The following is a 26498-nucleotide window of genomic DNA, read 5'->3' as shown; positions in this document are numbered from 1 at the left end:
GCATGAAGTCGACAAATACGACACAAATACTTTTCATCACCCTTAGCGCCGCGCTTGGGGGCTTACTGTTTGGCTACGATACTGCCGTAATTTCTGGGGCCATTGGAGATCTTACGCGGTATTTTAATCTCACACCCATGGAGACCGGTTGGGCTATTTCAAGTGCTTTACTAGGGTGTTTATTAGGGGCTTTAATCTCTGATTTTTGTAGTTCAACATGGGGCCGTAAAAAAGCCATGTTACTAGCCGCCCTTTTATTTATTATCAACTCGATTGGTACCGCAATACCAGATACGTTTACTGAATTTATTATTTACAGAATTATAGGCGGGATAGGAGTGGGGTTGGCCTCTATGGTGGTGCCAATGTATATCGCTGAAATTGCACCAGCCCAACGCCGAGGCGCCTTGGTCGGCAATTACCAATTGGCCATCGTGATCGGTATTGTTTTGGTGTATTTTGTAAATTATGGTATTGCTTTACAAGGCGATACGCATTGGAACTTAACCCAAGGCTGGCGCTGGATGTTTGGTTCTGAATTGATTCCTTCGTTGTTATTTTTCATTTTTATCTTTTTTATTCCCGAAAGTCCGCGCTGGTTGTTTATGCAAGGAAAAACACTGAGGGCTGTGACCGTTTTACAAGCCATCAACGGAAATCAAGACGTGCAAAAAGAGCGGGAGGACATCGAACAATCTCTTCAGTCTGAGCGTCAACAAGCTTGGAAGAGTTTGCGAAAACCCGAGTATAAAAGGGCTTTAGGCGTTGGAATTGGCCTCTCCCTATTGCAGCAGCTAACGGGAATCAATGCCATTTTGTATTATGCACCAGAAATTTTTAAGCGTTTGGGTAGTGCAACGAATGCCTCTCTATTGGAAACGAGTACATTGGGAGTGATCAACTTAATCTTTACGCTTTTGGCGATTCGATGGGTGGATCGTAAAGGTCGGAAACCGTTGTTGTATTTAGGATCGATTGGAATGACTTTGGCCTTATTATCGGTAGGTCTTTTTATTTATTTTGAATGGGAAAAAACCTTTGTACTTCCGTTTTTACTTCTTTTCATGGCCTCTTTTAGTATTTCTTGGGGCCCCATTGTTTGGGTGTTATTGGCTGAAATCTTCCCTAATTCCATTCGAAGTTTAGCCTTGGCTATTAGCGTTTTTATTCAGTGGATTGCCAATTTTTTAGTGACTCAATTTTTCCCGCTTATGGTAGAGAATGATTGGATTGATTCGTATTTCAATGGCGCTTTTCCTTTTTACTTTTTTGCTTTACTCTGTTTGCTTTCTTTCATTTTTGTATGGAAAAAAGTACCCGAAACCAAGCATTTAACCCTTGAAGAAATGAATGCATTATGGAAATAAGAATTTTTTTATTCGTTTTAGGATTGTTTCTGGGAAGTTCTTCACTATTTGGACAAAAGACGACTTCCTTTGTCAACGTTTTTATAGGTACTGAGGGTACTGGACACACTTTTCCTGGTCCTTCCATGCCTTTTGGGATGGTGCAACCCGGACCTGATAATCGCGATCGAGGTTGGTCTCATACCAGTGGTTATCAATATCGAGATACCCTTTTGCTCGGATTTTCACAAACGCGTTTGAGTGGGACGGGCATTAATGAATTGGGCGATATTCTGATTTTACCCATCCATCAACCCGATTCAATCAAGGCAAGGGCTTACGATAAATCTTCTGAAAAAGCAAAACCTGGATGGTATCATGTACGCAAAAAGGATGGGGTTGAGGTTGATTTGACATGCTCTGAACGGGTGGCCTTTCATCGCTACCGCTATCCTTCACGTTTGGCCCATGTGCGCATTGATTTTCGTCACGGACTTCGATTTGTTTTTGATGAAAAGGCAACAAAACCGCTCGTGATTTCTAGTGCAGTAACGATTGAGAATGACTCGGTGATCAGTGGGTATTGTCAAACGCAAAATTGGGTGAATCGAATTTATTTTTTTACCATACATTTTAGTAAACCCTTTCAAAACAAGCGAAGCATTTCCCACAATCAGTCCGATCAGGCGCCTCTATATGCCTTCGACTTTCAACTCGATGCCTCCAAAGAATTGCAAATAAAAGTGGCACTTTCCTCGGTTGATGTAGAAGGAGCAAAGGCCAATTTGACGGCGGAGATTCCTCATTGGGATTTTCAACGGGTGTATAATAACAATCGAAATACTTGGGAGAATTATTTGAATCGGTTGACGCTAAAAGCCCCTCGATCGCAGAAAGTGATGGCTTACACGGCTTTATACCACCTTTTATTACAACCCATGAACATGGCTGATGTTGACGGGAAGTATCGTGCAGTGGATGATACTATTCGAACGGCCGTAAATCATGCGTATTATTCCACCTTATCCAATTGGGATGTATACCGAGCGGCTTTTCCGTTGTTGCAACTCATTACCCCAGAGATCATTCCCGATATCATCGAATCCATGTTGGTGCATCATGAAGCCAAAGGATTTTTACCGATTTGGACGGTTTGGGGACAAGATAATTACTGCATGATTGGAAATCATGCCATTCCGATGATTGTTAGCGCTTACGTCAATGGCTTCACCACAATGAATACTCAAAGGGCGTTGCGCGCTATGGTAGAAACTTCCACCCGTTCGCACATCCATTCCGATTGGGAAGTCTATAACCGTTTTGGATATTATCCTTTTGATTTGATTCCAGACGAATCGGTTTCGCGCACCCTAGAAAGTGGGTATGATGATTGGTGTGTGGCACATTTTGCCCAACTTTTAGGCGATACAACAACCGCAAATCAGTTTTACCAACGAAGTCAGTATTACCGTCGTTTATTTGATCCTGACACCCGACTTTTCAGAGGTAAAAATCAGTACGGAGCCTGGCGTACCCCTTTTTATCCCCTCACTGCAACATCACCGTTGAATAATCCCGGCGATTACACAGAAGCCAACGCTTGGCAATACTTTTGGACACCCACGCAACATGATCTCAGTGGTGTTGTCGCTTTATTGGGTGGAAAAACTGCATTGACTACCCATTTGGACACTTTTTTTACTACTCCTGCAGTGGCTCCAAATAAATTTCTTGGACAGGAAGCAATGATCGGGCAGTATGCTCATGGAAATGAACCGAGTCACCATATTGCTTATTTGTACGCGTTTAGTGATCGTCCTTTGCAAGGCCATCATTATTTGAAGCGTATTATCAATGAATTTCATAAAACCCAACCGGATGGGCTGATTGGAAATGATGACTGTGGTCAAATGAGTGCTTGGTATTTGTTTACTCTTATGGGTTTTTATCCCGTAAATCCCGCATCAGGAGAAGTTGTTTTAGGTGCTCCTCAAGTGAAAAAAGCGACCTTAAAAATAGGAAAAAAAATATTGACGGTTCAGGCACCCTCTTTTTCAAAATCTTCCTGTGGAGCCTCAGCGTATCAATGGAACGGATTACCTTTATTATCACCGGTTATCCCGTTTCGTTCTTTGACTGAAGGTGGAAATTTGACCTTTAAAATGACAGCTTCATGCGAAAAATAATCTTCTTTTTATGGGCAACCGTTGCCCTCGCCCAAAGTAGTTTTAAACAGGAGGCCCTTCAGCCAATACCCTTTGGTCGTATTCAACCCCAAGGATGGGTATTAACGTATATGCAACGCGATTTGGAAAGTTATGTGGGTCAATTAGATCAGTTGGTTCCCTCACTATTTAAAGATTCTATATATACAACGCAGCGCTTAGGGAAAAACACAAAAGCCAAAGACTTGGGTAATTTAAAGTCAGGCGACGCGGCAGGTGATGATCAATACAAATGGTGGAATAGTGAAACACAATCCAATTGGTGGGATGGCTATATTCGCCATGTTTTTTTAACCCAAAGTACGCCCCATTATCCAAAAGTTGAAGGATACATACGTCAAATTCTCGATTCACAAGATGCTGATGGCTATTTAGGTATTTACGATGCACAAACCCGTTATAATTTTCAAGCGGAAAATGGCGAATTTTGGGCAAAAACCACATTACTCCGCGGCTTGATTGCCTATTATGAAGCAACTGGAAAAAAAGAGGTATTCACAGCTATCGAACGAGCAGTGGCCAATGTGATGCAAAATTATCCCATTGGGAAATCCAACCCATTTAATACAGGAAATGCCTTCAATGGTGGCGTTTCTCATGGGCTAACCTTTACCGACGTGTTGGATTACTTGTACCAAAAAACGAAATTACCCATCTACCGACAGTATGCTTTGTTTTTATATCAATCCTACGCCCAAAGCTATCAGTCGGAATCGGATGCTCAACCCCAGCGAATACAAAAATCAGATTTTACTTTACAAGGTCACGGAGTACATGTGTACGAACATATTCGGCCTCTAGTCGTAGCGGCTTTCACTGCCGAATCACCCGATTATTCCGTTCTGTTATCGCGTTATTTAGCGCAAGTGGAAAAGTCAATTACGGCAACTGGAGGTCCTATTGGCGATGAGTGGATTGCGGGTCGATTGGCCGATGCAACGCAAACAGGATACGAGTACTGTTCGTTGCAAGAACTTTTGGATAGTTATGCGGTATTGTTGCAAAAAACGGGCGAAGCACAATGGGCGGCTCACATGGAACAGCTTTTTTTCAACGCAGGATTAGGAGCAAGGCACCCCAACCATGAGGGGATAGCCTATTTGAAAACGGACAATTCTTGGGTGATGGACGGAACACGTAATGGCGAAGCAGAACCCGATCGAGTGCAAACGCGCTACAAATATTCGGCGGTGCATCAAGAGGTGGCGGTGTGCTGTACGCCCAATGCAGGACGCTTTTTACCGTACGTAATTCAAAATATCGGAATGCAAAATGAATTGGGACACCTATACATTCATGTGCCCCTACCTTTTCAATTAGCGTATGAGGCGCAAGGACAAAAGGTTATTTTAGAAAATCAAACACAATATCCACAAAATTTTGCATTTACTTATCGAGTTACTACTTCAACTCCTATAACATTAACATTTTACCTTCGAAAACCAAATTGGGTGTCTCATATTGAAACCAATGAATCGATAAGAACGGAAGGAGATTATTATGTGGTGCAACGTGTTTTTCAACCGAATGATTCGTTCTCTTTTACCTGGAAAACGTCTCCTAAAATTCACTACACCCAACAAGGTGAAGTTGTCTATCAATATGGACCTCAAGTGTATGCTTTATCTGTGGCATCGCAAATGACGTTGGGGCGTAACTACGGCTCAGAATTTAAGGATAAGTATTATGAGGCAAAAGAAAAAAGAGTCTATGAGGCGATAGATTTTTCTCCTATTATGAGTAAAAGAGGGATGGAAGTGCGTTTGTGGAATCCCCTTAGGAAGTGTGAAGAGAAACATGTTTTAGTCCCTATGGCTGAAACAGTTTTGAGACAAGTAGCCTTTCCCAAAGCTGTAAAAAACAATGGCTAATGAGTAAAAAAAAACACCTACTTTGAGGTTTCAAGATAGGTGCTTCATTGGTTTATGCTTGATCGTTTTACGATTACTCCTCCCGATAAATAGCATCGTAAAGGTGTTGGTATTTCTCTTTGATGGCTTTGCGTTTTAATTTTAAGGTAGGCGTTAATTCACCCCCATCTATACTCCAAAGGGTAGGAGTGAGTTCAAATTTTTTGATGCGTTCCCAATTCCCAAAACGTTCATTGATTTTATCCACTTCATCCTGAATGCGGGCTTTAACATGTTGATTTTGTGCAATTTCTTCTGGTGTCATGCCTACCGTTTCATTATGGCGTTTGGCCCATTCTCGGATAAAGTCAAAACTCGGTTGAATCAACGCCGCTGGCATTTTTTCACCATCGCCAATCACCATGATTTGTTCGATAAAAAATGATTGTTTCATAGCATTTTCAATCATTTGTGGCGCAATATATTTCCCCCCAGAGGTTTTAAACATTTCCTTTTTACGATCGGTAATGCGTAAAAAGCCCATTGTATCAATTTCTCCAATATCGCCCGTATGGAAAAAACCGTCTTTCAAGACTTCTCCTGTCAACACGGGGTCTTTGTAATAGCCCATCATTACATTGGGACCTTTACATAAGATCTCACCATCTTCAGCAATTTTTACCGTTACATTGGGAATAACGCGACCTACACTTCCGACTTTAAAGCCAAAGTTTTTTTGATCGTTCACCGAGATTACAGGCGACGTCTCAGTCAAACCATAGCCCTCCATTACTGGCATTCCAGCAGCAGCAAATACACGAATCAACCGATGTTGCAAAGCGACACTTCCTGATACCATTACGTTTAATTTGCCCCCCAAGCCTTCTTTCCATTTACTAAAAATGAGTTTTCGCGCTAATTTGAGTTGAAATTCATACCACGCCCCATTAGCGCCATAGGGTTCGTAACGCAACCCTAGATTTAGCGCCCAAAAGAACAAGGCTTTTTTAATTCCGGTTAATTCGGCTCCTTTTTGGTAAATTTTATCATATACTTTTTCCAACAAACGCGGAACCACCGAAAAAACATTGGGTTTTACCTCTTTGATATTGTCAGAAAGCTTTTCAATGTTTTCAGCAAAATAGATGGAAACGGAGTAATACTGATAAATGTACAATATCATGCGTTCAAAAATGTGGCAGACCGGCAAGAAACTTAACGCACGACTTTTTCCTTCTTCAAAAGGAATACGTCCTGCACTGTCAATCACATTGGAAACAATATTTTGGTGCGACAACATGACTCCTTTGGGTTTTCCGGTTGTTCCCGAAGTGTAAATTATCGTTGCTAAGTCGGTGGGTTGCACTTCATTTTTGCGTTGCTCTACTTCGGATTGATTGGAAGCATCGGCTCCTAACTCCAACAAACTTTTCCAAGAAGTACAATCCGAAAGGTTGTCAAAGGCATACACTTCTTTTAAATGCGGGACCTGACTGCGAATTTGACTTATTTTTTCAAAAACCACAGCATCCGAAACCAAACAGTATTGCGATTCAGAGTGATTTAAAATGTAGGCATAATCTTCTGCAGAAATCGTCGGATAAATAGGCACGGTTTGCGCCCCAGTTTGCAAAATACCAATATCACACACGTTCCATTCGGTTCGGTTGGTGGAGGAGATTAGGGCTATTTTGTCATTTTTTTTCACCCCCAAACGCAACAACGCTCTTGAGATCGTATTGGCTTGATCTACATACTCTTGCGTAGAGGTTTTTACCCATTCATTCCCATACTTGGTTACCAAACAATCGGCTTTGTTGTTTTTGGACAACTGATAGTAAGGAAAGTCAAATAGTCGGCTTATCGTTTGCATAGTCAATTTTTCTTGCAAATTAATTAAAATCGCCTGCTTTTACAATAAATTTTTAATCTATACCGACCTTAAAATACAAATTTGTAGTTTTGCCTCGATTTCGATAACCCTTTCTATGCAACGATTTCCAAGGTATAACGAATATAAAGTATTGGCGTACAGGATTTTTCTAGCTTACCTGTTTTACATGGTGGTTCGTTTTTTATTTTATGCTTACAATCCTAATTTAATTCGGGTCGAGTCATGGCTTGAATTGTTCCCCTTGGCCTACCACGGTTTGGCGTTTGATACCACGGCCATACTCTATGCCAATGCCTTATTTATCGTATTTTCGATTCTTCCTTTGGGGATCAATACGCGAAAGACGTATCAGCTAGGACTGAAAATTGTATACTTCACTACCAATGCTCTTTTTTATGCCTTAAATTTTGTGGATTTGGTGTATTACCGCTATTCGTTCAACCGTAGTACGCGCGCATCGTTGGATATTTTGGAACATGAAAGTAACAAAGCGGCGTTGATGGGGAACTTCTTGGGGAACTATTGGCATGTTTTTGCATGGTTTTTTGGATTGCTTTTTTTATGGCTTTATCTCTATGAAAAACAAAAGGTTAAGCCTCATCATCAAAAGTATACTTTAAAATACTTTTTCGCTTCAACGGTTACCTTTCTATTGGTCTGTGTGTTGTGTGTGGGGGGCATTCGGGGCGATTTCCGTAAAAGTACACGACCCATCAATATGATTGACGCCAATCGCTTTGTAACCGATGCCTCGCAAGCCGATTTTGTGTTGAATACGCCTTTTGCCGTTATTCGAACATGGAATGCCAATACGTTCAAAAAGGTCAATTTGGTGGATAAAGCCGTAGTGGATTCGTTGCTTGTTCCCATCAAACAGTACCAAAATCGTCCCAAGACCCGACCCAATATTGTCGTACTGATTTTGGAGAGTTTTGGAAGAGAATATATTGGTTCTTTCAATACCCATGAAAAAATTCCTGGCTACCGTGGGTATGCGCCGTTTGTGGATTCGTTGGCCCAACACAGTTTGATTTTCACACGCGGCTATGCCAATGGATACAAGTCAATTCACGGGATGTCGTCGGTCTTGTCGGGCATTCCCTCGTTTAAAGATGCCTTTACCTCGTCGCCGTATCCCAAACAAAAAATCGAATCCTTGGTTTCCATTTTAAATAGTGAAGGGTATGACACCTCCTTTTTTCATGGTGCGCCCAACGGCTCCATGGGATTTTTAGGGTTTAGTAACATTTTAGGTTTTGACCATTATTACGGTAAAAATGAGTACGGTAATGATGCCGATTTCGATGGCGTATGGGGCATTTGGGACGAACCCTTTTTCCAGTATTTTAACCGAACGATTTCGGCCAAAAAGCAACCGTTTATGGCTACCTTGTTTTCGGTTTCTTCGCATGAACCGTATGTTGTCCCCGAAAAATATACAGGGAAGTTTCCCAAAGGGGATAGTCCCATTCACCAAACCATCGGCTACACGGATTATGCGTTGAAACAGTTTTTTAAAGCAGCCCAAAAGCAGCCTTGGTATCAAAATACGATTTTTGTATTGGTAGCCGATCACGATAATTTGATTCACTACGATTTGTACTATAACGATCAGTATGCGCATACGGTACCCATTTTGTTTTACACGCCAGGACATACCTACAAGGGAGTGAGTCGCGATTGGGCGCAACAAATTGATATTTTTCCCACGCTTATGGACATGATTGGTTACGACAAACCCTTTCGCAGCTGGGGTCGAAGTCTTTTGGGCGATCCCAAGGCGCCACCATTTGTGATGCGGTATTCTTCGGATTTGTATCAAATGATGAGTGGCAATTATATTTGTACTTTTGATGGCGAGAAGGCCGTTGGTTTTTACCACAAGGATGATTATGCACTAAAAACCAACTTAATCAAGCAACGCAATGCCGAAATGAACCAGCTGGAAATGCGCTGTAAAGCCTTTTTACAAGATTATATGGAACGAATTATTGATAAAAAACTAACCTCAAAATCCAACTAAGTCATGCGTTTACGAACTAAAATTGTCCTTGTTCTTCTTACCGTAGCATTAATTGCTACCGGAAAATACGTGTATGACCGTCACATCAACCATAATTTTATGGCCATCACGGAGGGAAAGGTCTATAAAAGTGGGGTAATTCCACCCGATGAAATCAAAGACTATGTGGAAGCGTATGGGATTAAATCCATCGTCGATTTGCGTTTTCCGGGTACAGGCGATACGATCAATAATCCTGAATTACCGCAAGAATTAATTGCCGAGCGCGATGCCGTGGCCAAAATAAAAGGCGTAAAGTACTTCAACAACGGCTCGGATCAGGTGCCCAATGAGGAAAATTTGAAAACGTTTTTTGCCATCATGGATGATTCTACCAATTATCCGGTGCTTTTGCATTGCTACCATGGTATTGGTCGTGCGCAAATGTACTCGGCGTTATATCGCATTGAATATGAGGGATGGACGCCCGATGAAGCGCGAAAAAAAGCCGCTTTCCCGGTGCAGTTCAGTTCGTTTGATCACGGCACCCCGAAAGGCGAATACTTAAAGAATTACAAACCCAGACTAGCGCAAAGAAAGGAGTAATGTGGCAATGTGTCAATGAGTCAATTTAAAATGTGCCCATCTGTCGATTTGAAAATGAGTTAATTTGAAGATTTGAAAATGTTCTTTCTAAGAAATATGCATTGACTTACGACTATTAATTTGAAAATACACGATTTTTGGACGCAACCTGAAACTTGAAACTAACAGCACCCTCATTGGGTGGGGGGCTAGTCATAAGTCATCAGTTATCAGTTATCAGTTTCCAGTCACTAATCACCAATCACTAATCACTAATTACTCCCCCTTGGGGGCTGGGGGGCTAAGCACTACTTTTTCTTCTCCTCTTTGGCAGCAAATAATTTCATCCGCTCGCCATTGATAAAAATCTTTCCAGCGTTGAGGTGAACGGTCAGTTCCACACGGTTCCAAACCGGTGTACTGCCATCGGGTTCGGTATCGGTGTAACGGTAGTATAAGTAATACTTGAGGTTGTCAAACCCTTTGACCGATTTTAACGTTCCGCTTTCCGAGCATTCCAATCCCCATTCTATCGGGCGTTTGGGCGAATCGTGCAATTGATACATACCCGTGCCTCCGCGTTGCAATTCTACAATGGGTTCGGCTTCTTTAAAATGATAGGTACCAAAAATGGGATATTCATTGGTTGTTGTGATAAATAATTTTCCAGCCTCTGTTTCAATTTCTCTAACACTTTGTGCCGAAGAAAACGTGGTGAAAACGATAAAAAGACCGATACAATAGCGTAGCTTGGACATAAGACGTTGTTTTGAGTTGCAATATAATCAATTGTAGCCTACCAATTCAATAGGGCCTCCCTTGGGTAAATTATCCTTGTTTTTTTTCAATCCATACACGCGCATTTACGAAGGCCTCAAGCCATGGACTTACTTCATGGGTTTCATGGGTACCATAGTACGCCCAATTCCAAGGGAAAATCGAACGTTCAATGTGTGGCATCATCACCAAATGACGTCCCGTTTTATCACACAACATCGCGGTGTTATAATCCGAACCGTTCGGGTTGGCAGGATACCCCTCGTAGGCATATTTGGCTACAATAGGGTAGTGGTGCTCTGCTTCGGGCAAGTGGAATTTTCCTTCACCATGCGAAACCCAAACGCCTAGGGTACTGCCCGCCAAGGTTGACAACATCACCGAATTATTTTCTTGAATGGTCACGGAGGTAAAAATACTCTCGTGCTTGCGGCTGTCGTTGTGGTGCATTTTGCCATGATTTGCATGCTCGGGATGAATCAGTTCCAATTCCATAAACAACTGACACCCGTTGCAAATCCCCACCGATAGGGTGTCGGGTCGTGCAAAAAAGTTTTTCAACGCCGTATTCGCTTTTTCATTGTACAAAAAGGCACCTGCCCACCCTTTGGCACTGCCCAAAACATCCGAATTTGAAAATCCACCAACTGCGCCGATAAATTGCACGTCTTCCAAATTTTCACGGCCACTAATCAGGTCGGTCATGTGAATGTCTTTTACGTCAAATCCGGCCAAATACATCGCATGTGCCATTTCGCGTTCGGAATTGCTTCCTTTTTCCCGTATGATGGCCGCTTTAGGACGATAGGTGGGAAGAGCAGGGAGTTTTCCGGTAAAATGACTTGGAAATTGGTAATGTAAGGGTTGTTCAAAAATATGGGTAAAACGCTCCTGAGCTTTGTTGTTTTGCGTTTGTTTTTGGTCTAACAAATAGGAGGTTTCAAACCAAACTTTTCGCAGGGCTGGAATATCAAATGTCAACGTGTCAAGGGTTAAGGTTTCACCAGAAACAACCTGCCCCAAGGGATAAATGGTTAACCCTTCTTTGGCGAAAGCTGCTTCAAAAACCGCATCCTGCTGCGCCTGCAGTACAAGTCCACTATTTTCAGCGAATAAAATCTTCACCACATCTTGCTCTGCAAAGGCGTTCAAACTCAATGTGGCACCCAAATTGACGTCTGCAAAACACATTTCAAGTAAGGTCGTTATGAGTCCGCCACTTCCCACATCATGGCCTGCTGCAATAGCCCCTGATTTAATCAATTGTTGTATCGTTTCAAAGGCAGTTTTGAAATACGCTGCATCCTGAATCGTAGGTGTTTCGGCTCCAATTTTGTTGTGAATTTGAGCAAAAGAACTACCGCCTAAATGGAAGTGGTCTTGCGAAAGCGGAATATAGTATAATGATCCCGCCTGACGCTTAGCTACGGGCTCGACCACTTGTTTAATGTCTGAACAATGTCCCGCCGCCGAAATAATCACGGTCCCAGGCGCCAATACATCGCCATCGGGATATTTTTGTTTCATGGAAAGGGAATCTTTCCCGGTTGGAATATTGATTCCCAAGGCAATGGCAAAGTCGGAACAGGCCTCCACGGCTTCATACAAGCGCGCATCTTCCCCTTCGTTTTTGCAGGGCCACATCCAGTTGGCGGACAAGGAAACACTTTTTAAGCCGTTTTCCAAAGGAGCAAAAACGATATTCGACAACGCCTCGCCAATGGCATTACGACTTCCCGCTTTGGGATCGATTAAGGCGGCAATAGGGGCATGACCAATACTGGTGGCAATTCCCTCTTTTCCTTCAAAATCTAAGGCCATTACGCCCAAATTATTGAGCGGCAATTGCAAAGGACCCGCACATTGTTGCTTGGCCACACGTCCGCCCACACAACGGTCAACTTTATTGGTCAACCAGTCTTTACAGGCCACCGCTTCAAGTCGCAACACCTGGTGTAAATAGTCGTGAATACGATCAATCGAATAGGTAATATCATCATATTGACGGGCAATTGTGGTATCGGTCATGATGGTTTTGGGGGAGCTGCCAAACATATCGCTTAGTGCCAAATCCATTGGTTTTTCTCCCGTAGTAGCACTCGCAATGGTAAACGTATGATCGTTGGTAATGGTACCCACGGAAAAAAGAGGCGCTCGTTCCCGTTCGGCAATGCGTTGCAACGTATCAAGGTCTTTCACACCAATCACCAAGCCCATGCGTTCTTGCGATTCGTTACCAATAATTTCTTTAGCCGAAAGGGTAGGGTCTCCCACAGGCAGTTGGTCCAAATCAATACGACCTCCAGTAGCTTCGACCAATTCGGATAAACAGTTTAGATGTCCTCCCGCACCGTGATCGTGAATGGAAACAATGGGATTATGATCGCTTTCTACCAAACCGCGAATGGCATTGGCTGCGCGTTTTTGCATTTCTGGATTCGAACGTTGGATGGCATTCAATTCGATGCCCGACCCAAAAGCGCCTGTGTCAGCCGATGAAACGGCCGCACCTCCCATTCCAATTCGGTAATTATCACCGCCAAGAATTACAATTTGGTCGCCCAATTGGGGTTCGTGTTTTTGAGCCTGTTCGGCTTTGCCATACCCAATTCCTCCCGCTTGCATGATGACTTTATCATAGCCTAATTTTCGACCCTTTTCATCATGTTCAAAAGTAAGGACCGATCCTGTAATCAAAGGTTGTCCAAATTTGTTTCCAAAATCAGAAGCCCCATTGGAAGCTTTGATCAAAATGTCCATCGGCGTTTGGTACAACCATTTTCGTTCTTCCATGCCTTTTTCCCAAGTCCGATCGGCTGTAAGTCGGGAATACGCTGTCATGTACACCGCTGTTCCGGCGAGAGGAAGCGACCCCTGACCACCCGCTAGACGATCCCGAATTTCACCACCTGAGCCAGTTGCTGCCCCGTTAAAGGGTTCGACCGTTGTCGGGAAATTATGGGTTTCGGCTTTGAGGGAAAGCACCGAGGTAAATGGTTTTTTGGTGTAAAAATCAGCCACATCCGCCCGTTGTGGCGCAAACTGTTTCACCACAGGGCCTTGGATGAAGGCGACATTATCTTTGTAGGCCGAAACAATCGCATTCGGATGTTCTGCCGAGGTTTTTTTGATAAGTTTAAAAAGGGACGTTTCTTTTTCAACACCATCAATGACAAAGGTGCCGTTGAAAATTTTATGACGACAGTGTTCTGAATTGACTTGGGAAAAACCAAAGACTTCGGAGTCGGTTAGTTTTCGCCCTAATTTTTCCGATAATTGATTCAAATAGGCCACTTCTTCATCACTAAGCGCCAAACCCTCTTGCTGATTGTATGCTGCAATATCCTCAATCTCCAAAATGGGTTCGGGTTGCACCGCAATGCTAAAAATCGATTGGTCCAAACGCGCATAAGGTTGCAACAGCATAGGGTCAAAGTGCAGGTTTTCGGCCATTACTTTATGAAATTCCTCGATACGCACAATGCCATGAATACCCATGTTTTGGGTGATTTCAACCGCATTGGTACTCCAAGGCGTGACCATCGAAGCCCGCGGACCGATATAGGCACCTTCGATTTCGAGAGAGTCAATTTTGTGGGTGCCCCCAAATAACCAGTTTAATTTTTGTAAGGTCTCTTCAGAAAATGGAGTAGTGGACTGAACTGCGTAAATAGTTCCTGTTTCGTTGCCGAAAAAATGAATCATTGTTGTGTTGTTGTAAGTTGTCTCGCAAAGGTACGGCAAACACCAAAGGGAAGCAAATGCGTGCCAAATAGTTTTTCACAGGTTTTTGACAAAAAAAAACCTCCCGAAGGAGGGATGATATTAAGGATTGGGAATAAATTGATACGCCCCAATACAGGTTTGCGTTGTACGTGATTTGCCCAAAATATCTTGTGTGAATAGCGTAGTGATCGCGGGCATCGTAGGCGATAAGTCCTCGGTGGGCCATAGTTTGTTTTGTGAACTATTTTTGAAACGCGGATTGAAGGTTTGACTGTTCGTCGCTTGATAGCAATTGGTGAAATTGGTGGTATTTGTGGGTAAATACAACGGATTGTTGTTGGTGTTATTCAAGCGAATTAAGGTATGGGTAAATTGGTAGGCAAACGTTGCATCGGGGCCGCCTGAAGTACCAGCATTATATTTATCCAAGCGCAACATATTTTGATTGCTACCGTAGATGATACAATTGGTGAAATTCGCCGCATTCAAATCGCTCAAATACACCGTATCGGAAGTTTCAAGGTAATTGCTAACCAATACGGCTACTTGTCGTGAACTGTTCCAATTGTTGTTGAATGTCGAATGGTCAAAAGTATAGGATCCGCCCAAAGTGGCTGCCAGCGAAGCTTGACCGCAATTATTGATGACTACGTTATGGCCATTCACCACGGCATCTCGCGCTAAGATTCCCACATTGGCACAATTGTAAATTTGCGTATTTGAAAGGCCAACTCGGGGTTGTTGACTATCGTCTTCACCTACTGGTAGACGTTTTTGAATCAACAAACCTACGGTAGCATTTTTAAGGGTTAAATGATTGATGCTGTTGGTATTCAACTTCGACAAAATCATGATAGCGCCCCACTGTCCGGGAACATCACGGTATAAATTCTCCAAACGATCGCCTTCAAAAACAACTTCATTGCTCAAATTACTAGGGTCATTGCCTGGAGGGGCTGTACCGTTAATATGAAGCGAAGCATTTTGACTTACAATCAATCCCGAATTGGCATGAAAATGAACCCGAGCGCCCGCATCGACGACCAAATTTTTTCCATTCGGCACCATAGCATACCCATATACCACATACGGTTTTTGATTCGTCCAATGCAATTCATCGCCGTTGACGGGATCATTTTCACTCAAATTGCTACCGATAAATTCAATAGATTGTCCGTTTTCATCCAATCCCAAAGATATCGTTTCATACACATTTTGGCTATCGCGTTCTGGGTAGATAAAAATGGCATCTTGAATCAGGGTCACCAATTCTACCTTCTGCACCACACTGTTGGCATGGCGAAATTCGATGGCATCGGTGTACAGAAAATCACTCGGATTAGCATCGGCGACATCGGAGGTGACTTCAATAAAAACAAACATACTGTCTTTGGCCAAAAGTTCTACATTTCGGAAGATTTTTCCATCCCCAATCCCACTATTGTCGCCATCTTCTCCGGTCATTCCATCGACCATGATGCGGTAATTGGAGTTCGCCCCTTTGCCCAACTGAATGGTGGGAATCGATATGTCTTTGTCGGAATCGTTGTATACTTTCAAGCGATACGTGCTCGACCCGATGTTGGTAAAAACTGTATCCAAATAAACCGTATCCCGATTGAAACGAAGCTGAACCGTACTGGGTTCAAATTCAAAGTCATCCCGACAAGAAGTCAACATAAGACTGGTAAAAACAGCAAGAAGCAAAAGTAGTTTGCGCATGGTAAGGATTGAGAATTTTGGTAAAAATAAGATATTTGATTGATTTGTTTTCAAATTCGTTAGTTGGATAACGTTTTTTTTCTACGTTTATTCTATGTTAATACCATTGTTGATTTTAAGGAAATGGGCTACTTTTAACGCAAATTTTAAAAAATGCAATTCGATAAAGAAAAAATGCTTCGTTTGTGTAACGAATGGAGTAAAAACACTTTGATGGAAACGCTTGATATTGCGTATGTTGATGCTGGGGAAGATTTTTTAGTGGCCACCATGCCCGTCAACTCACGGGTGCATCAACCGATGGGATTATTGCACGGTGGCGCTTCAGTGGCCTTAGCGGAGAGTGTGGGGAGTGCCGCTTCTATTATGTTTGTAAATCCGGAGAAACAAGAAGTTAGAGGCATCGAAATATCAGCCAACCATTTGAAAGCCAAGCGGGAAGGTACCGTGACGGCAACTGCCAAAATAGTGCACAAAGGGGCTAGTATTCACTTGTGGGAAATTCGTATCGTCGATGAAAACGATATTCTTGTTTCTTTGTGTAAGCTGACCAATATGATTTTACCCAAACGCTAATGGATTGGATTGCTACCAAAGTTTCCGAAAGTCTCTTGCAGCAAAAACCCTTTGTGTGTTATGTAAAACCCAATACAGAAAAGGTATTGGGGCTTTTTCAGCGTACGGCAGAAAGTATTTCATTTAGTCCTTATGAATCAGGATTTTGCATGGTATCATTTGATGGGAAAGACAAATACATGCTTCGAGATTCAGATTGCGATTTGTATGCCGCTACGTTTTCCCCTACGGAATATTCTTGGCCTGTAACGTCATCTACTTTTTCACCCGAAGCCAAAGTTCATTTTGAACAATTAGTTGTCAAAGCCCTTGAAGCCATTCAACAGCAAACTATACAAAAAGTAGTGCTCTCCCGTAAGGAGTGTATCGCGGCACCCCATACCGATGTGTTTGCTGTTTTTCAACGGCTATTACATTTATACCCAACCGCGTTTCGTTACCTATGGTACCATCCAGAAACGGGAATTTGGATAGGAGCAACCCCTGAACAGTTGGTAAAAAAAGAAGGCGATTCCCTGCATACCGTTGCGTTGGCAGGCACACAACTTGGACCGAATCGCACCGACTTAGTTTGGGGTGAAAAAGAAACTCAGGAGCAAAAGGTCGTTACCGATTACATCGCTAGTCAACTGCAATCGCTAACCAATAATTTAACCATTTCTTTACCGTATACTGTTGAAGCAGGAACTTTGGTACATTTGAAAACCGATATTCAAGGCGTATTGAAAGGCGAATGGACAGCGGTAGTAGAAGCCTTACATCCAACTCCGGCCGTTTGTGGTTTTCCAAAACAAGAAGCCCTTGCGTTTATTCAGGAATTCGAAGGCTATAATCGCTCGCTCTATGCAGGTTATTTGGGCGAATGGAATAAAAACTTCAGCACCTATCAAGAGGGCGACTCCGATTTATACGTCAATTTACGCTGTATGCAATGGGAAAAGGACGTTGTCGCTATCTATGTAGGCTGCGGAATAAATAAAGGCAGTATTCCAACACAGGAATTTATGGAAACTGTAAACAAATCGATGACGGTAAAACGCGCCTTATAATTATTCGTTATTTTTGTAAAAAATCAACTCATGAAATTAGATATTCTTGCTTTTGGAGCCCATCCCGATGATGTTGAATTGGGGTGTAGTGGAACCCTTGCCAAAGAAGCAGCACTGGGTCGGAAAGTAGGTGTTGTTGATCTTACCCGCGGGGAATTGGGTACCCGAGGTTCCGTCGAAATTCGCAACCAAGAGTCCGCAAAAGCTTCCGAAATATTAGGTATTCATGTGCGCGAGAACTTAGACTTTCGCGATGGTTTTTTTATCAACGATGAAGCCCATCAGTTCAAAATTATTCAGGTGCTTCGCAAATACCAACCTGAAATCGTGATTTGTAATGCCATCGACGACCGACATATTGATCATGGTAAAGGAAGTAAGTTGGTTTCCGATGCCTGTTTTTTATCGGGATTACGAAAGATTGAAACCGAATGGGAGGGAAGCCTCCAACACGCTTGGCGTCCCAAAGCGGTTTATCATTATATCCAATGGAAGCCGATTGACCCCGATGTAGTGGTGGATATCACAGGCTATATGGACCAAAAAATGGCGTCTATATTGGCCTACGGGTCCCAATTTTATGATCCCAACTCCAAAGAACCCGAGACGCCTATTGCCACTAAGAACTTTTTAGACAGTGTGCGGTACCGTGCCCAAGATTTAGGCCGAATTGTAGGCGTTGATCATGCCGAAGGTTTTACGGTAGAACGCTACGTGGCGGTACATTCACTGCTGGACTTGCTATAAGCAACCACCAACTGTTTGCTTTGGGGAGAACCGTTAACGAATTAGAAGGGTTAATTTCTAACTGCCTTGACGTCAAGTGTATTATCCGCAAGCCCGCTGAGAACGGAGGAATACACTTCGAAAGCGAATAATTTTCTTTAAAAAATCTTTGTAAGAGAAAATCTTTACGCTATATTTGCAACCGCAAAAGAGGCTAGTGCTTGATTGCACCAAACACGGTGATTGTAGCTCAGTTGGTTAGAGCGTCGGATTGTGGTTCCGAAGGTCGGGGGTTCGAGACCCCTCATTCACCCTAAAGCCCTGATTTTTCAGGGCTTTTTTAGTTTTTATTCGTTTCTTTTTATACTTTTGAGAAAACGAAATCATGAAGTATCCCCTATATATATTCCTTATTTTACTGCCTTTTTGGGGGCTGGGACAGGTTCAACCCAAGAAAAAAAAGACTTCCAAAGCAACGACCACGGCAACGCATTCCGAGAAATCAAAACTTCCCGATGAAATCGATCGTACGCTCAAATTGAAATTGGCCGTTATTCAATATTTTGTAGCGCAACCCGAGGATAAAGGAGAGACCCTGTTTTGGCAAACCAAAGGAAAACTCACTTTTGGCATCGTGAACTATACGGAAGCACAGAATCCGGTGTTTAAGGAGTTGTTTATCAAACAATACCACGAAATGTATAAAGAATACATCCTGATGATTTCGCAGGGTGATGTGGCTGCGACCAATAAATTTATGCAACTTCTGGTGCGACACGAACTGGAATACCGGGCGCTTTTAACACCTGAGCAACTCACCTTGTACCGCAATGCCTTTCAAACCATGGAAACGTCCAACCGACAAACGTATGATTCGTATACGGGATTATTTTTTTCGGATTCGTTATTGCAAGTCTACCAAAACGGATTTCGATAGTCATAAAAAAAGCCCTTGATTGGGCTTTTGGTTATTTTTTTGAATCCGGTTCACTTTTATCCACTTTCAACCGTTCGGTTCGGTTGGCAATTTCCCACACTATAGCAAAAGCATATTGGGCGCGTTTGGCCAACAAATCAAATTCAATTTTTTCAACATCATCGGTGGGTTTATGATAATCTTCATGCACTCCACTAAATAAAAACACCGAAGGAATGTTGTTCTTGGCAAAATTGTAATGGTCGGAACGGTAATAGAATCGGTTCGGGTCTTTGCGATCATTGTATTTATAATCCAATTGTAATTTGGTGTATTGGGTATTGACTTGCTCACATACGGCATGCAAATCACTCGACAAATAGTCAGAACCAATCACATAAACATAGCGACCATCGGCCGTATGAAGGGCATCCCGACGTCCGATCATATCGATATTCACATCGGCGACCGTATTTTTTAAAGCAAACAAAGGATTTTCGGTATAGTAACGCGACCCATGCAAACCATGCTCTTCCCCTGTAACGTGTAAAAATAAGATCGAACGTTTTGGACCATGGCCTTCTTTTTTAGCTTTTTGAAAGGCTTGCGCAATTTCTAACAACGCTACCGTTCCTGAACCGTCATCATCCGCTCCGTTGTAGACTTCTCCGTTTTTGATGCCTACATGATCGTAATGGGCGGAGATGACCACAATTTCCTCTGGTTTTTCGCTTCCTTCAATAAAAGCGAGTATGTTTTCAGAATCTCCTAAATTCTCATTGTATTTGGCATTCAAATAGGCCGCCGGTACAGGTTGGTAATAACCGTTACTGTTTTTGGGTGCAGGGATGCCATTTTTACGGTATTGTTCAATTAAATACAATCCCGCTTTTTTCTGACCCTCACTGCCTGTTTCTCTGCCTTCCATGGCATCAGAAGCGACAATGGTTAAATGCGTTTTTAACTCCGCCTCGGTGATGGTCTTCATGTATTGACTCAAATTGACTGGGGTAGCAACAACTGATTTTTCTGGCGCATTCGACGATCCGCCACACGCTACAAGTAGCCCAAATACCCAGGCACTGACAACTATTTTTTTCATAATTAATGGATGTTAACAAAGGAATAAACAAAAAGGAAGACTAAAAGGAAACTAATCAAAATCATATTGATGAACAGCAATGCCATACTTTTCAAAAACGATAGCAAACGACTTTCTCCATAAAATCGGTGATGCGCTGGAAAAAAGTAATAAAACATCCACAGATAGGCGATGAGCGCAAAAAAACCACTGATGCCCTCAACCAGAAAATGGGAAGAAATTCCCGAGAGTATACTGTCCATCAACAATACAATGAGGTTGATGAGCAATAAAAAAGAAAAATAATGCAAGGTAAAAATACCATGATCAAAGTAATACCAGCGTTTTTTATTGTGAAAAATCCACAAAACCAAAGCAAAAATAGGCATGTACAAAAACAACGCTTTGGGTATGTTTTGAATCACCGATTGTATAAATTTTTCAGGGAGCATTGAAGCCGGGTAGCGTTTTTTGACTTCAAAGGATTTTTTGTTAATCCAATACTCTAAATCATTAATTGCGTTGGGATCTTTCTGACGAACGGAATCCATTTCAGCCAACGAATGGTAGCCAAAATTCATGAAGTCTTTCTCGAGTATTTTGCCCTCTTTCTTTTCACGAATGAGTTGCTTTAAACTGTCGACAACGGCTTTTGGCGCTTTTTGGTCATTGGCGATTTCTTCCAACCAAACCTCTTCGGGGAGTTTTACCGAGTCTTTGAGGACGACAGCTTTGTTTTCATAATTTATCAATTGCTCTTCCTTATTGGCAAGGATGTTGAACATGAAAAAGGTCACAAAACTGATGAAAATGTACAACCGAACGGGGGCTAAGTACGAAAGCCTTTTTCCAGATAAATATTCCTTGGTGAGCGCAGCAGGCTTGAGAATTAAATTCCGTATCGTTTTCCAAAACGCATTTTCATAATGGGTTAAATCCTCAAAAAAATGCACAAAAAGATGGTAAAACGTTTTTCGCGTATCGGTATTTTCTTGCCCACAATTGGGACAAAATCGTTGTTCCACCACATAATTGCAATTCAGACAAGTTTTATCCTTGCGGAGCGGATTTTTATGTGCCATGGTTGGTTTTTTTTGGTGAGGTAAAACTAAGAAAAATAACGGTTATATTTGTTGTCAACAACCAAAAGGAAATCATGTCATCAACTGCTACTACCCCAGAAGTCTACCTTCAACAACTTCCGTCCGATCGTTTCGAAGTGATGCAACGCCTGCGTCAATGTATTGTCGAAAATTTACCCTCAGGATTTCAAGAAACCATCCAGTATGGAATGCTATCCTATGTGGTTCCTTTTGATATTTATCCCTCTGGCTATCATTGTGCCAAAGACCAACCCTTGCCTTTTCTTGCTATGGCTTCTCAAAAAAATGCTATTAGTTTGTATCATATGGGCATTTATGCCGATGAAAGTCTATTGCATTGGTTTGTGTCCGAATATCCGAACCATTGCAAAACCAAACTCGATATGGGCAAGAGTTGCATTCGATTCAAAAAAATGGATGATATTCCCTATACTCTAATTGGTCAACTTTGCCAAAAAATGACCCCTGTGCAGTGGGTGTCGCTTTATGAAAATAATCTCAAGAAATGATCGATATACTAGCACAACATTACGGTAATATTTTTGAAGAAACATTATTGCACGAAATTGCGCATGTGGCTGTAATGCGAAATTTTCAAGAAGGCGACATCTTGATTGACTTCGGAGATACTATTCAAAAAATGCCACTTTTGTTGGAAGGTGCTATCAAAATATTGCGCGAGGATTTTGATGAAGGAGAGCTGTTGCTCTATTTTATCGAAAAAGGCGATACCTGTGCCATGACGATGGCGTGTTGTTTGGGAACTTCCAAAAGTGAAATTCGTGCAGTGGCCGAAACAAACGGTTCATTGGTGATGATTCCCGTGGCCTATATGGAAGAATGGCTAGGGAAATACAAATCGTGGCGCAATTTTGTGTTTAACAGTTACAACAGCCGACTGAAAGAAATGCTTTCTACCATCGATAGTTTGGCATTTTTGAATATGGAGGAACGGATTGTCAATTATTTGCGGGAAAAGTCCAAAATTGCCCAAACCAAAGAAATTCAATCCACTCATCAAGAAATTGCCTATGATTTGCATACCTCTCGTGTGGTGGTCTCTCGTATTTTGAAAGCGCTTGAAAAAAAAGGAAGTATTCGTTTGCATCGGGCTACTATTGAATTGCTTTAAGGTAACATAAGTTACGCTACTCTCCAATAATAAGGGTCAAATTTGCGTATGGAAATTCAACAACTTATCGGATACGGTTTGGCCGTTTTAGTGGGAATATCTCTCGGACTCATCGGGAGTGGTGGTTCTATTTTATCGGTACCTATATTGGTGTATGTAATGGGAATCCAACCCGTATTGGCGGCGGCCTATTCCTTATTTGTGGTGGGCATTTCAGCTTTAGTCAGTGGTGTTCAAAAGGCTAAAGACGGATTAGTCGATTTTAAAAAAGTGCTCGCTTTCGGACTGCCTACATTGGTAGCTGTATTTTTAACCCGAAAAATCATAGTGCCTTCTATTCCAGAAACAATGGAACTAACGGATCATTTTTCGTTGTCCAAACGCTTACTGATCATGACCGTTTTTGCGGTTGTTATGATATTGGCATCTTGGAAAATGATTCGTCCGATGAAAGAAGCGCAAACCCATCAATCCGTAAATTCGTTGACGATAAGTTTGGCGGGGTTGGCCATTGGTTTTGTCGCCGGATTTGTGGGCGCAGGCGGTGGATTCCTTATCGTTCCCGCTTTACTATTTCTAGCCAATACACCTATTAAAAAAGCCATAGGAACTTCTTTATTTATCGTTGCGCTTCAATCGTTGATCGGATTTTTAGGTGATGTATCCCAACAACCTATCGATTTTACATTAATGCTCACCTTTACGGGCTGTTCACTACTTGGTGTTGTCCTTGGAAATCGGTTATCAAAAGTGATTTCGGGCGAAAAAATGAGAACTATTTTTGGCTATTTCGTTTTATGTATGGGAATTTACATTTTAATCAAAGAAATTGGCTTTACATCCTAATCAACTGATATTTATCATTTATTTACTCAAAAAGTCGAGTTACCTTTGATTTAAATGTAATAGTTATGAAGTCAGCACAAATCTATATAGGTTCCATGGCGCCTGCGGTCTATCACCCTATGGTAGAAAGTGTTTTTTGTGTTTTATTTTGAAAGTTCCGTTTCTATAACGTAGCTTCTTATTTTGTTAAATTTGTAACAAGGTTTACACCATAACTCAACCCAACCTAGTAGTTTTACAGCAAATTAGTTTACTTGTATGAAAATCGAACAAATATACACCGGATGCCTCGCTCAAGGCGCCTACTATATCGAAAGTAATGGCGAAGTGGCCATCATTGATCCGTTGCGGGAAGTACAATCGTATATCGATCGTGCGTTCCACGATGGGGCTACCATCAAATATATTTTTGAAACCCATTTCCATGCCGATTTCGTGAGTGGGCACGTTACCTTGGCCGAAAAAACAGGTGCTCCTATTGTGTTCGGACCCAATGCCAATCCTACCTTTAAGGCGCATATCGCAACCGATGGTGAAGTTTTTAAAATAGGTAATATTACGCTTACCGTTTTACATACGCCCGGACATACCATGGAAAGCACCTGCTATTTGTTGAAAGACGAAAATGGAAAAGACCATGCGTTGTTCAGTGGCGATACGTTGTTTTTGGGCGATGTGGGCCGCCCCGATTTAGCGCAAAAAGCAGCCGAAATGACCCAAGAAGATTTGGCGGGAATTTTGTACGATAGCCTTCGCACCAAAATTATGCCTTTGGCCGATGATGTTATCGTATACCCCGCACACGGCGCAGGCAGTGCTTGTGGAAAAAATTTAAGCAAAGAAACAATCGGTTCTATTGGGGAACAAAAAACAACCAATTATGCCCTTCGTGCCGACATGACCAAAGAAGAATTTATCAAAGAAGTGACCGATGGCTTATTACCGCCTCCAGCGTATTTTCCGATGAATGTGCGATTGAATAAAGAAGGGTATGAAAATGTTGAAAACATCATCGCCGATGCCCAAGCCTTGGATGCCAACGCATTTGAAGCCGCCGCCCAAGAAACCGAGGCTTTGATTTTGGATGTACGTCACCAAGATGATTTTTCCAACGGCCATATTCCCGGTTCGATATTTATTGGTATTGACGGACAATTTGCCCCATGGGTAGGCGCTTTGATTCAAGATTACAAGCAACCCATTCTGCTGGTAACCCCCGAAGGACGAGAAAAAGAAACCATTACCCGTTTGGCTCGAGTAGGCTATGATCAAACACTAGGCTACTTAAACGGCGGTTTTGAGACCTGGAAAAAAGCGGGTAAGGAATACGATACGTTAAACTCCGTAACGGCGTCCCAGTTGGAGACCTTGTTACCGCAAGGAGTTTCGGTTTTTGATGTGCGTAAACCGGGCGAATATGCTTCCGAACATATTGAAAATGTACCGTCAACGCCCCTGGATTTTATCAACGAACATTGGGCTGAATTTCCAAAACACGATGCCTTCTACATTCATTGCGCAGGAGGCTACCGTTCGGTTATTGCGGCATCTATCTTGAAAGCAAGAGGGTATCATAACGTCATCGATATCAAAGGCGGATTTGCTGCGGTACGCCAAACAGGCATCAAAACGACAGCGTATGTTTGTCCCTCAACGTTGAAGTAATGAAAAACCGACTTTTCACCTATTGGCCTGTGATGCGTATCGTGCGATTGGCTTTTGCCGGATTTGTATTTGCCAATGCGTATGAAACACGCCAATGGATTTTTGTACCCATTGGACTTTTTTTCTTACTCCAAGCGGTGTTCAATTGGGGTTGCGGAATACAAGGGAATTGTGCCGTGAATTATAAAAAAGAATCACATGAATAGTAGTTTTGCTGAACTCATAAACGCTGAAAAGCCCGTTTTAATTGACTTTTATGCTACCTGGTGCGGGCCCTGTCAAATGTTGATGCCCATTTTAAAAGAAGTCAAAGATGCGCTAGGAGATTCGGTTTCTATTGTAAAAGTAGATGTCGATAAAAACCAAGAACTAGCGGCCATGCAACAGGTTCGGGGCGTCCCCACCTTACTGTTGTACCAAAAAGGACAATTGTTGTGGCGGCAGTCTGGGGTGGTTTCCAAAGAGCAACTTATACAAACCATTGAGGCCAAACGACTGTAATAAGCGGAGTACGTTTTCATAGGGCTGTTGTTTCCCGAGTTTGAAAGCCCCAAAAATTAAGTAAGAATTAAGAGCGTAGGGTTCAAATTTCACTCTTTATTCACTATCTTTGAGTTAGAAATGAATTTAAAATAAATAAAGTATGAAGAAAATGATCTCCTTCTTTGCTGCTGCAGCCTTACTGGTTGCGGTAAGTGGCCAAGCCCAAGAGCAAGAAAAGAAAGAAAAGAAAAAAGCGAAGACTGAAAAATCGTGTTCAACAGAAGAAAAGAAAGCCTGTGGAACAGAGAAAAAAGGCGGTTGTTGCGCGAGCAAAAAAGCCGATAAAAAAGCCGAAACAAAAGCCTAATTTTGTTTTCAAATTCCAAAAGCGTTTCCTCACCGAGACGCTTTTTTTTACTCCACAATCGTGTAGACCGTTAGTCAGTTTACCCCATCGACACATTAACTTGGGCGCGCCCCCTCGGAATCTCCTCCCTCTTCTTAATGAAATTATCCTCCTCGGGGTCGGGTCGTTCGTTGCAATCTTGCCTTCGCTCCGCTGCGTCAAGGATTTCCACTGCCACCCCTCGCGCGTATTGAAATTATGAATTATGAATTATGAATTATGAATTATGAATTATGAATTATAAATTATAAATGATTTTATCCATTCAAACCTGACAACTTCTGTTTTGTAGGAACATAATCTAATTTAAAATTTTTAATTTAAAATATATCATAACAAAAAAGCCGCCCGTTCAACCGAGCAGCTTTCCTAATTTATAATTTAAAAT

Annotated in this window: 22 protein-coding genes and 1 tRNA gene; 17 read left to right on the top strand and 6 right to left on the bottom strand. The window is 42.2% G+C overall.

What is annotated here, in order from left to right:
• Positions 1-2: 2 nt before the first annotated feature.
• Genes Q0037_RS11750 through Q0037_RS11740 form a run of 3 tightly spaced genes read left to right on the top strand, consistent with a single transcriptional unit; the run spans position 3 to position 5442 of the window.
• The gene (locus Q0037_RS11750; RefSeq protein WP_297518628.1) at positions 3-1367 is read left to right on the top strand and encodes a sugar porter family MFS transporter; all 1365 of its coding nucleotides are present in this window, start codon (positions 3-5) and stop codon (positions 1365-1367) included.
• On the top strand, positions 1358-3532 hold the full coding sequence (locus Q0037_RS11745; protein WP_297518626.1) for a GH92 family glycosyl hydrolase: 2175 nt from the start codon (positions 1358-1360) through the stop codon (positions 3530-3532). The genes Q0037_RS11750 and Q0037_RS11745 overlap by 10 nt, the downstream gene beginning before the upstream one ends.
• Complete coding sequence (locus Q0037_RS11740; protein WP_297518624.1) at positions 3520-5442, top strand: beta-L-arabinofuranosidase domain-containing protein; 1923 nt, start codon at positions 3520-3522, stop codon at positions 5440-5442. The genes Q0037_RS11745 and Q0037_RS11740 overlap by 13 nt, the downstream gene beginning before the upstream one ends.
• Positions 5443-5515: 73 nt before the next feature.
• Here Q0037_RS11740 and Q0037_RS11735 read toward each other — a convergent pair whose 3' ends face one another.
• Positions 5516-7294 (bottom strand): long-chain fatty acid--CoA ligase, encoded by a 1779-nt coding sequence (locus Q0037_RS11735; RefSeq protein ID WP_297518622.1) that lies wholly within the window; start codon positions 7292-7294, stop codon positions 5516-5518.
• A gap of 115 nt (positions 7295-7409) precedes the next feature.
• On the opposite strand from Q0037_RS11735, the gene Q0037_RS11730 reads away from it, so the two are divergent.
• Both Q0037_RS11730 and Q0037_RS11725 read left to right on the top strand, forming a co-directional pair.
• A complete protein-coding gene (locus Q0037_RS11730; RefSeq protein ID WP_297518620.1) occupies positions 7410-9338 on the top strand; it encodes an LTA synthase family protein in 1929 nt (642 codons plus the stop codon).
• Positions 9339-9341: 3 nt separating this feature from the next.
• Positions 9342-9923 (top strand): dual specificity protein phosphatase family protein, encoded by a 582-nt coding sequence (locus tag Q0037_RS11725; RefSeq protein WP_297518618.1) that lies wholly within the window; start codon positions 9342-9344, stop codon positions 9921-9923.
• Positions 9924-10210: 287 nt separating this feature from the next.
• Here Q0037_RS11725 and Q0037_RS11720 read toward each other — a convergent pair whose 3' ends face one another.
• The 3 genes from Q0037_RS11720 to Q0037_RS11710 all read right to left on the bottom strand — a co-directional run bounded on the left by Q0037_RS11720 (position 10211) and on the right by Q0037_RS11710 (position 16127).
• Positions 10211-10660, bottom strand: a complete 450-nt coding sequence (locus Q0037_RS11720; protein WP_297518616.1) for a hypothetical protein — start codon at positions 10658-10660, stop codon at positions 10211-10213.
• A 70-nt stretch (positions 10661-10730) separates the two neighbouring features.
• Complete coding sequence (purL, locus tag Q0037_RS11715) at positions 10731-14384, bottom strand: phosphoribosylformylglycinamidine synthase (RefSeq protein ID WP_297518614.1); 3654 nt, start codon at positions 14382-14384, stop codon at positions 10731-10733.
• Between the two features lie 120 nt (positions 14385-14504).
• Positions 14505-16127 carry a hypothetical protein gene (locus Q0037_RS11710; protein ID WP_297518612.1) on the bottom strand — a complete coding sequence of 541 codons (1623 nt, stop codon included), beginning with the start codon at positions 16125-16127 and terminating at the stop codon, positions 14505-14507.
• A gap of 153 nt (positions 16128-16280) precedes the next feature.
• On the opposite strand from Q0037_RS11710, the gene Q0037_RS11705 reads away from it, so the two are divergent.
• The 5 genes from Q0037_RS11705 to Q0037_RS11685 all read left to right on the top strand — a co-directional run bounded on the left by Q0037_RS11705 (position 16281) and on the right by Q0037_RS11685 (position 19415).
• Positions 16281-16703 (top strand): hotdog fold thioesterase, encoded by a 423-nt coding sequence (locus Q0037_RS11705; protein WP_297518610.1) that lies wholly within the window; start codon positions 16281-16283, stop codon positions 16701-16703.
• Complete coding sequence (locus Q0037_RS11700) at positions 16703-17752, top strand: isochorismate synthase (RefSeq protein WP_297518607.1); 1050 nt, start codon at positions 16703-16705, stop codon at positions 17750-17752. The genes Q0037_RS11705 and Q0037_RS11700 overlap by 1 nt, the downstream gene beginning before the upstream one ends.
• A 30-nt stretch (positions 17753-17782) precedes the next feature.
• The gene (gene bshB1, locus Q0037_RS11695) at positions 17783-18499 is read left to right on the top strand and encodes a bacillithiol biosynthesis deacetylase BshB1 (protein WP_297518605.1); all 717 of its coding nucleotides are present in this window, start codon (positions 17783-17785) and stop codon (positions 18497-18499) included.
• A 217-nt stretch (positions 18500-18716) separates the two neighbouring features.
• Positions 18717-18792 (top strand) — tRNA-His (locus tag Q0037_RS11690).
• Between the two features lie 71 nt (positions 18793-18863).
• Entirely contained in the window at positions 18864-19415 is a 552-nt protein-coding gene (locus tag Q0037_RS11685) for a hypothetical protein (protein ID WP_297518604.1), read from the top strand.
• Between the two features lie 31 nt (positions 19416-19446).
• Here Q0037_RS11685 and Q0037_RS11680 read toward each other — a convergent pair whose 3' ends face one another.
• Both Q0037_RS11680 and Q0037_RS11675 read right to left on the bottom strand, forming a co-directional pair.
• Positions 19447-20496, bottom strand: a complete 1050-nt coding sequence (locus Q0037_RS11680; protein ID WP_297518603.1) for a M28 family metallopeptidase — start codon at positions 20494-20496, stop codon at positions 19447-19449.
• A 2-nt stretch (positions 20497-20498) separates the two neighbouring features.
• Positions 20499-21557: a DUF3667 domain-containing protein gene (locus Q0037_RS11675; RefSeq protein ID WP_297518601.1), complete on the bottom strand. Its 1059-nt coding sequence runs from the start codon at positions 21555-21557 to the stop codon at positions 20499-20501.
• A 74-nt stretch (positions 21558-21631) separates the two neighbouring features.
• Here Q0037_RS11675 and Q0037_RS11670 point away from each other — a divergent pair, with 74 nt between their 5' ends.
• From Q0037_RS11670 to Q0037_RS11640, 7 genes are all read left to right on the top strand, one after another.
• Positions 21632-22087, top strand: a complete 456-nt coding sequence (locus Q0037_RS11670) for a DUF1801 domain-containing protein (RefSeq protein WP_297518599.1) — start codon at positions 21632-21634, stop codon at positions 22085-22087.
• Positions 22084-22710 (top strand): Crp/Fnr family transcriptional regulator, encoded by a 627-nt coding sequence (locus Q0037_RS11665; RefSeq protein WP_297518597.1) that lies wholly within the window; start codon positions 22084-22086, stop codon positions 22708-22710. Before Q0037_RS11670 ends, Q0037_RS11665 begins: the two co-directional genes overlap by 4 nt.
• A 48-nt stretch (positions 22711-22758) precedes the next feature.
• The gene (locus Q0037_RS11660; RefSeq protein WP_297518595.1) at positions 22759-23556 is read left to right on the top strand and encodes a sulfite exporter TauE/SafE family protein; all 798 of its coding nucleotides are present in this window, start codon (positions 22759-22761) and stop codon (positions 23554-23556) included.
• Positions 23557-23814: 258 nt separating this feature from the next.
• On the top strand, positions 23815-25221 hold the full coding sequence (locus Q0037_RS11655; protein WP_297518593.1) for a rhodanese-like domain-containing protein: 1407 nt from the start codon (positions 23815-23817) through the stop codon (positions 25219-25221).
• Entirely contained in the window at positions 25221-25427 is a 207-nt protein-coding gene (locus Q0037_RS11650; RefSeq protein ID WP_297518592.1) for a hypothetical protein, read from the top strand. The genes Q0037_RS11655 and Q0037_RS11650 overlap by 1 nt, the downstream gene beginning before the upstream one ends.
• Positions 25420-25722, top strand: coding sequence for a thioredoxin (gene trxA, locus Q0037_RS11645; protein ID WP_297518590.1), 303 nt, complete (start codon positions 25420-25422; stop codon positions 25720-25722). Before Q0037_RS11650 ends, trxA begins: the two co-directional genes overlap by 8 nt.
• A gap of 142 nt (positions 25723-25864) precedes the next feature.
• Complete coding sequence (locus Q0037_RS11640) at positions 25865-26071, top strand: hypothetical protein (protein WP_297518568.1); 207 nt, start codon at positions 25865-25867, stop codon at positions 26069-26071.
• Positions 26072-26498: the final 427 nt, after the last annotated feature.

The organism is Flavobacterium sp. (assembly GCF_027482425.1).
GTDB lineage: Bacteria > Bacteroidota > Bacteroidia > Flavobacteriales > Flavobacteriaceae > Flavobacterium.
This window is presented reverse-complemented; position numbering and strand designations above follow the sequence as displayed.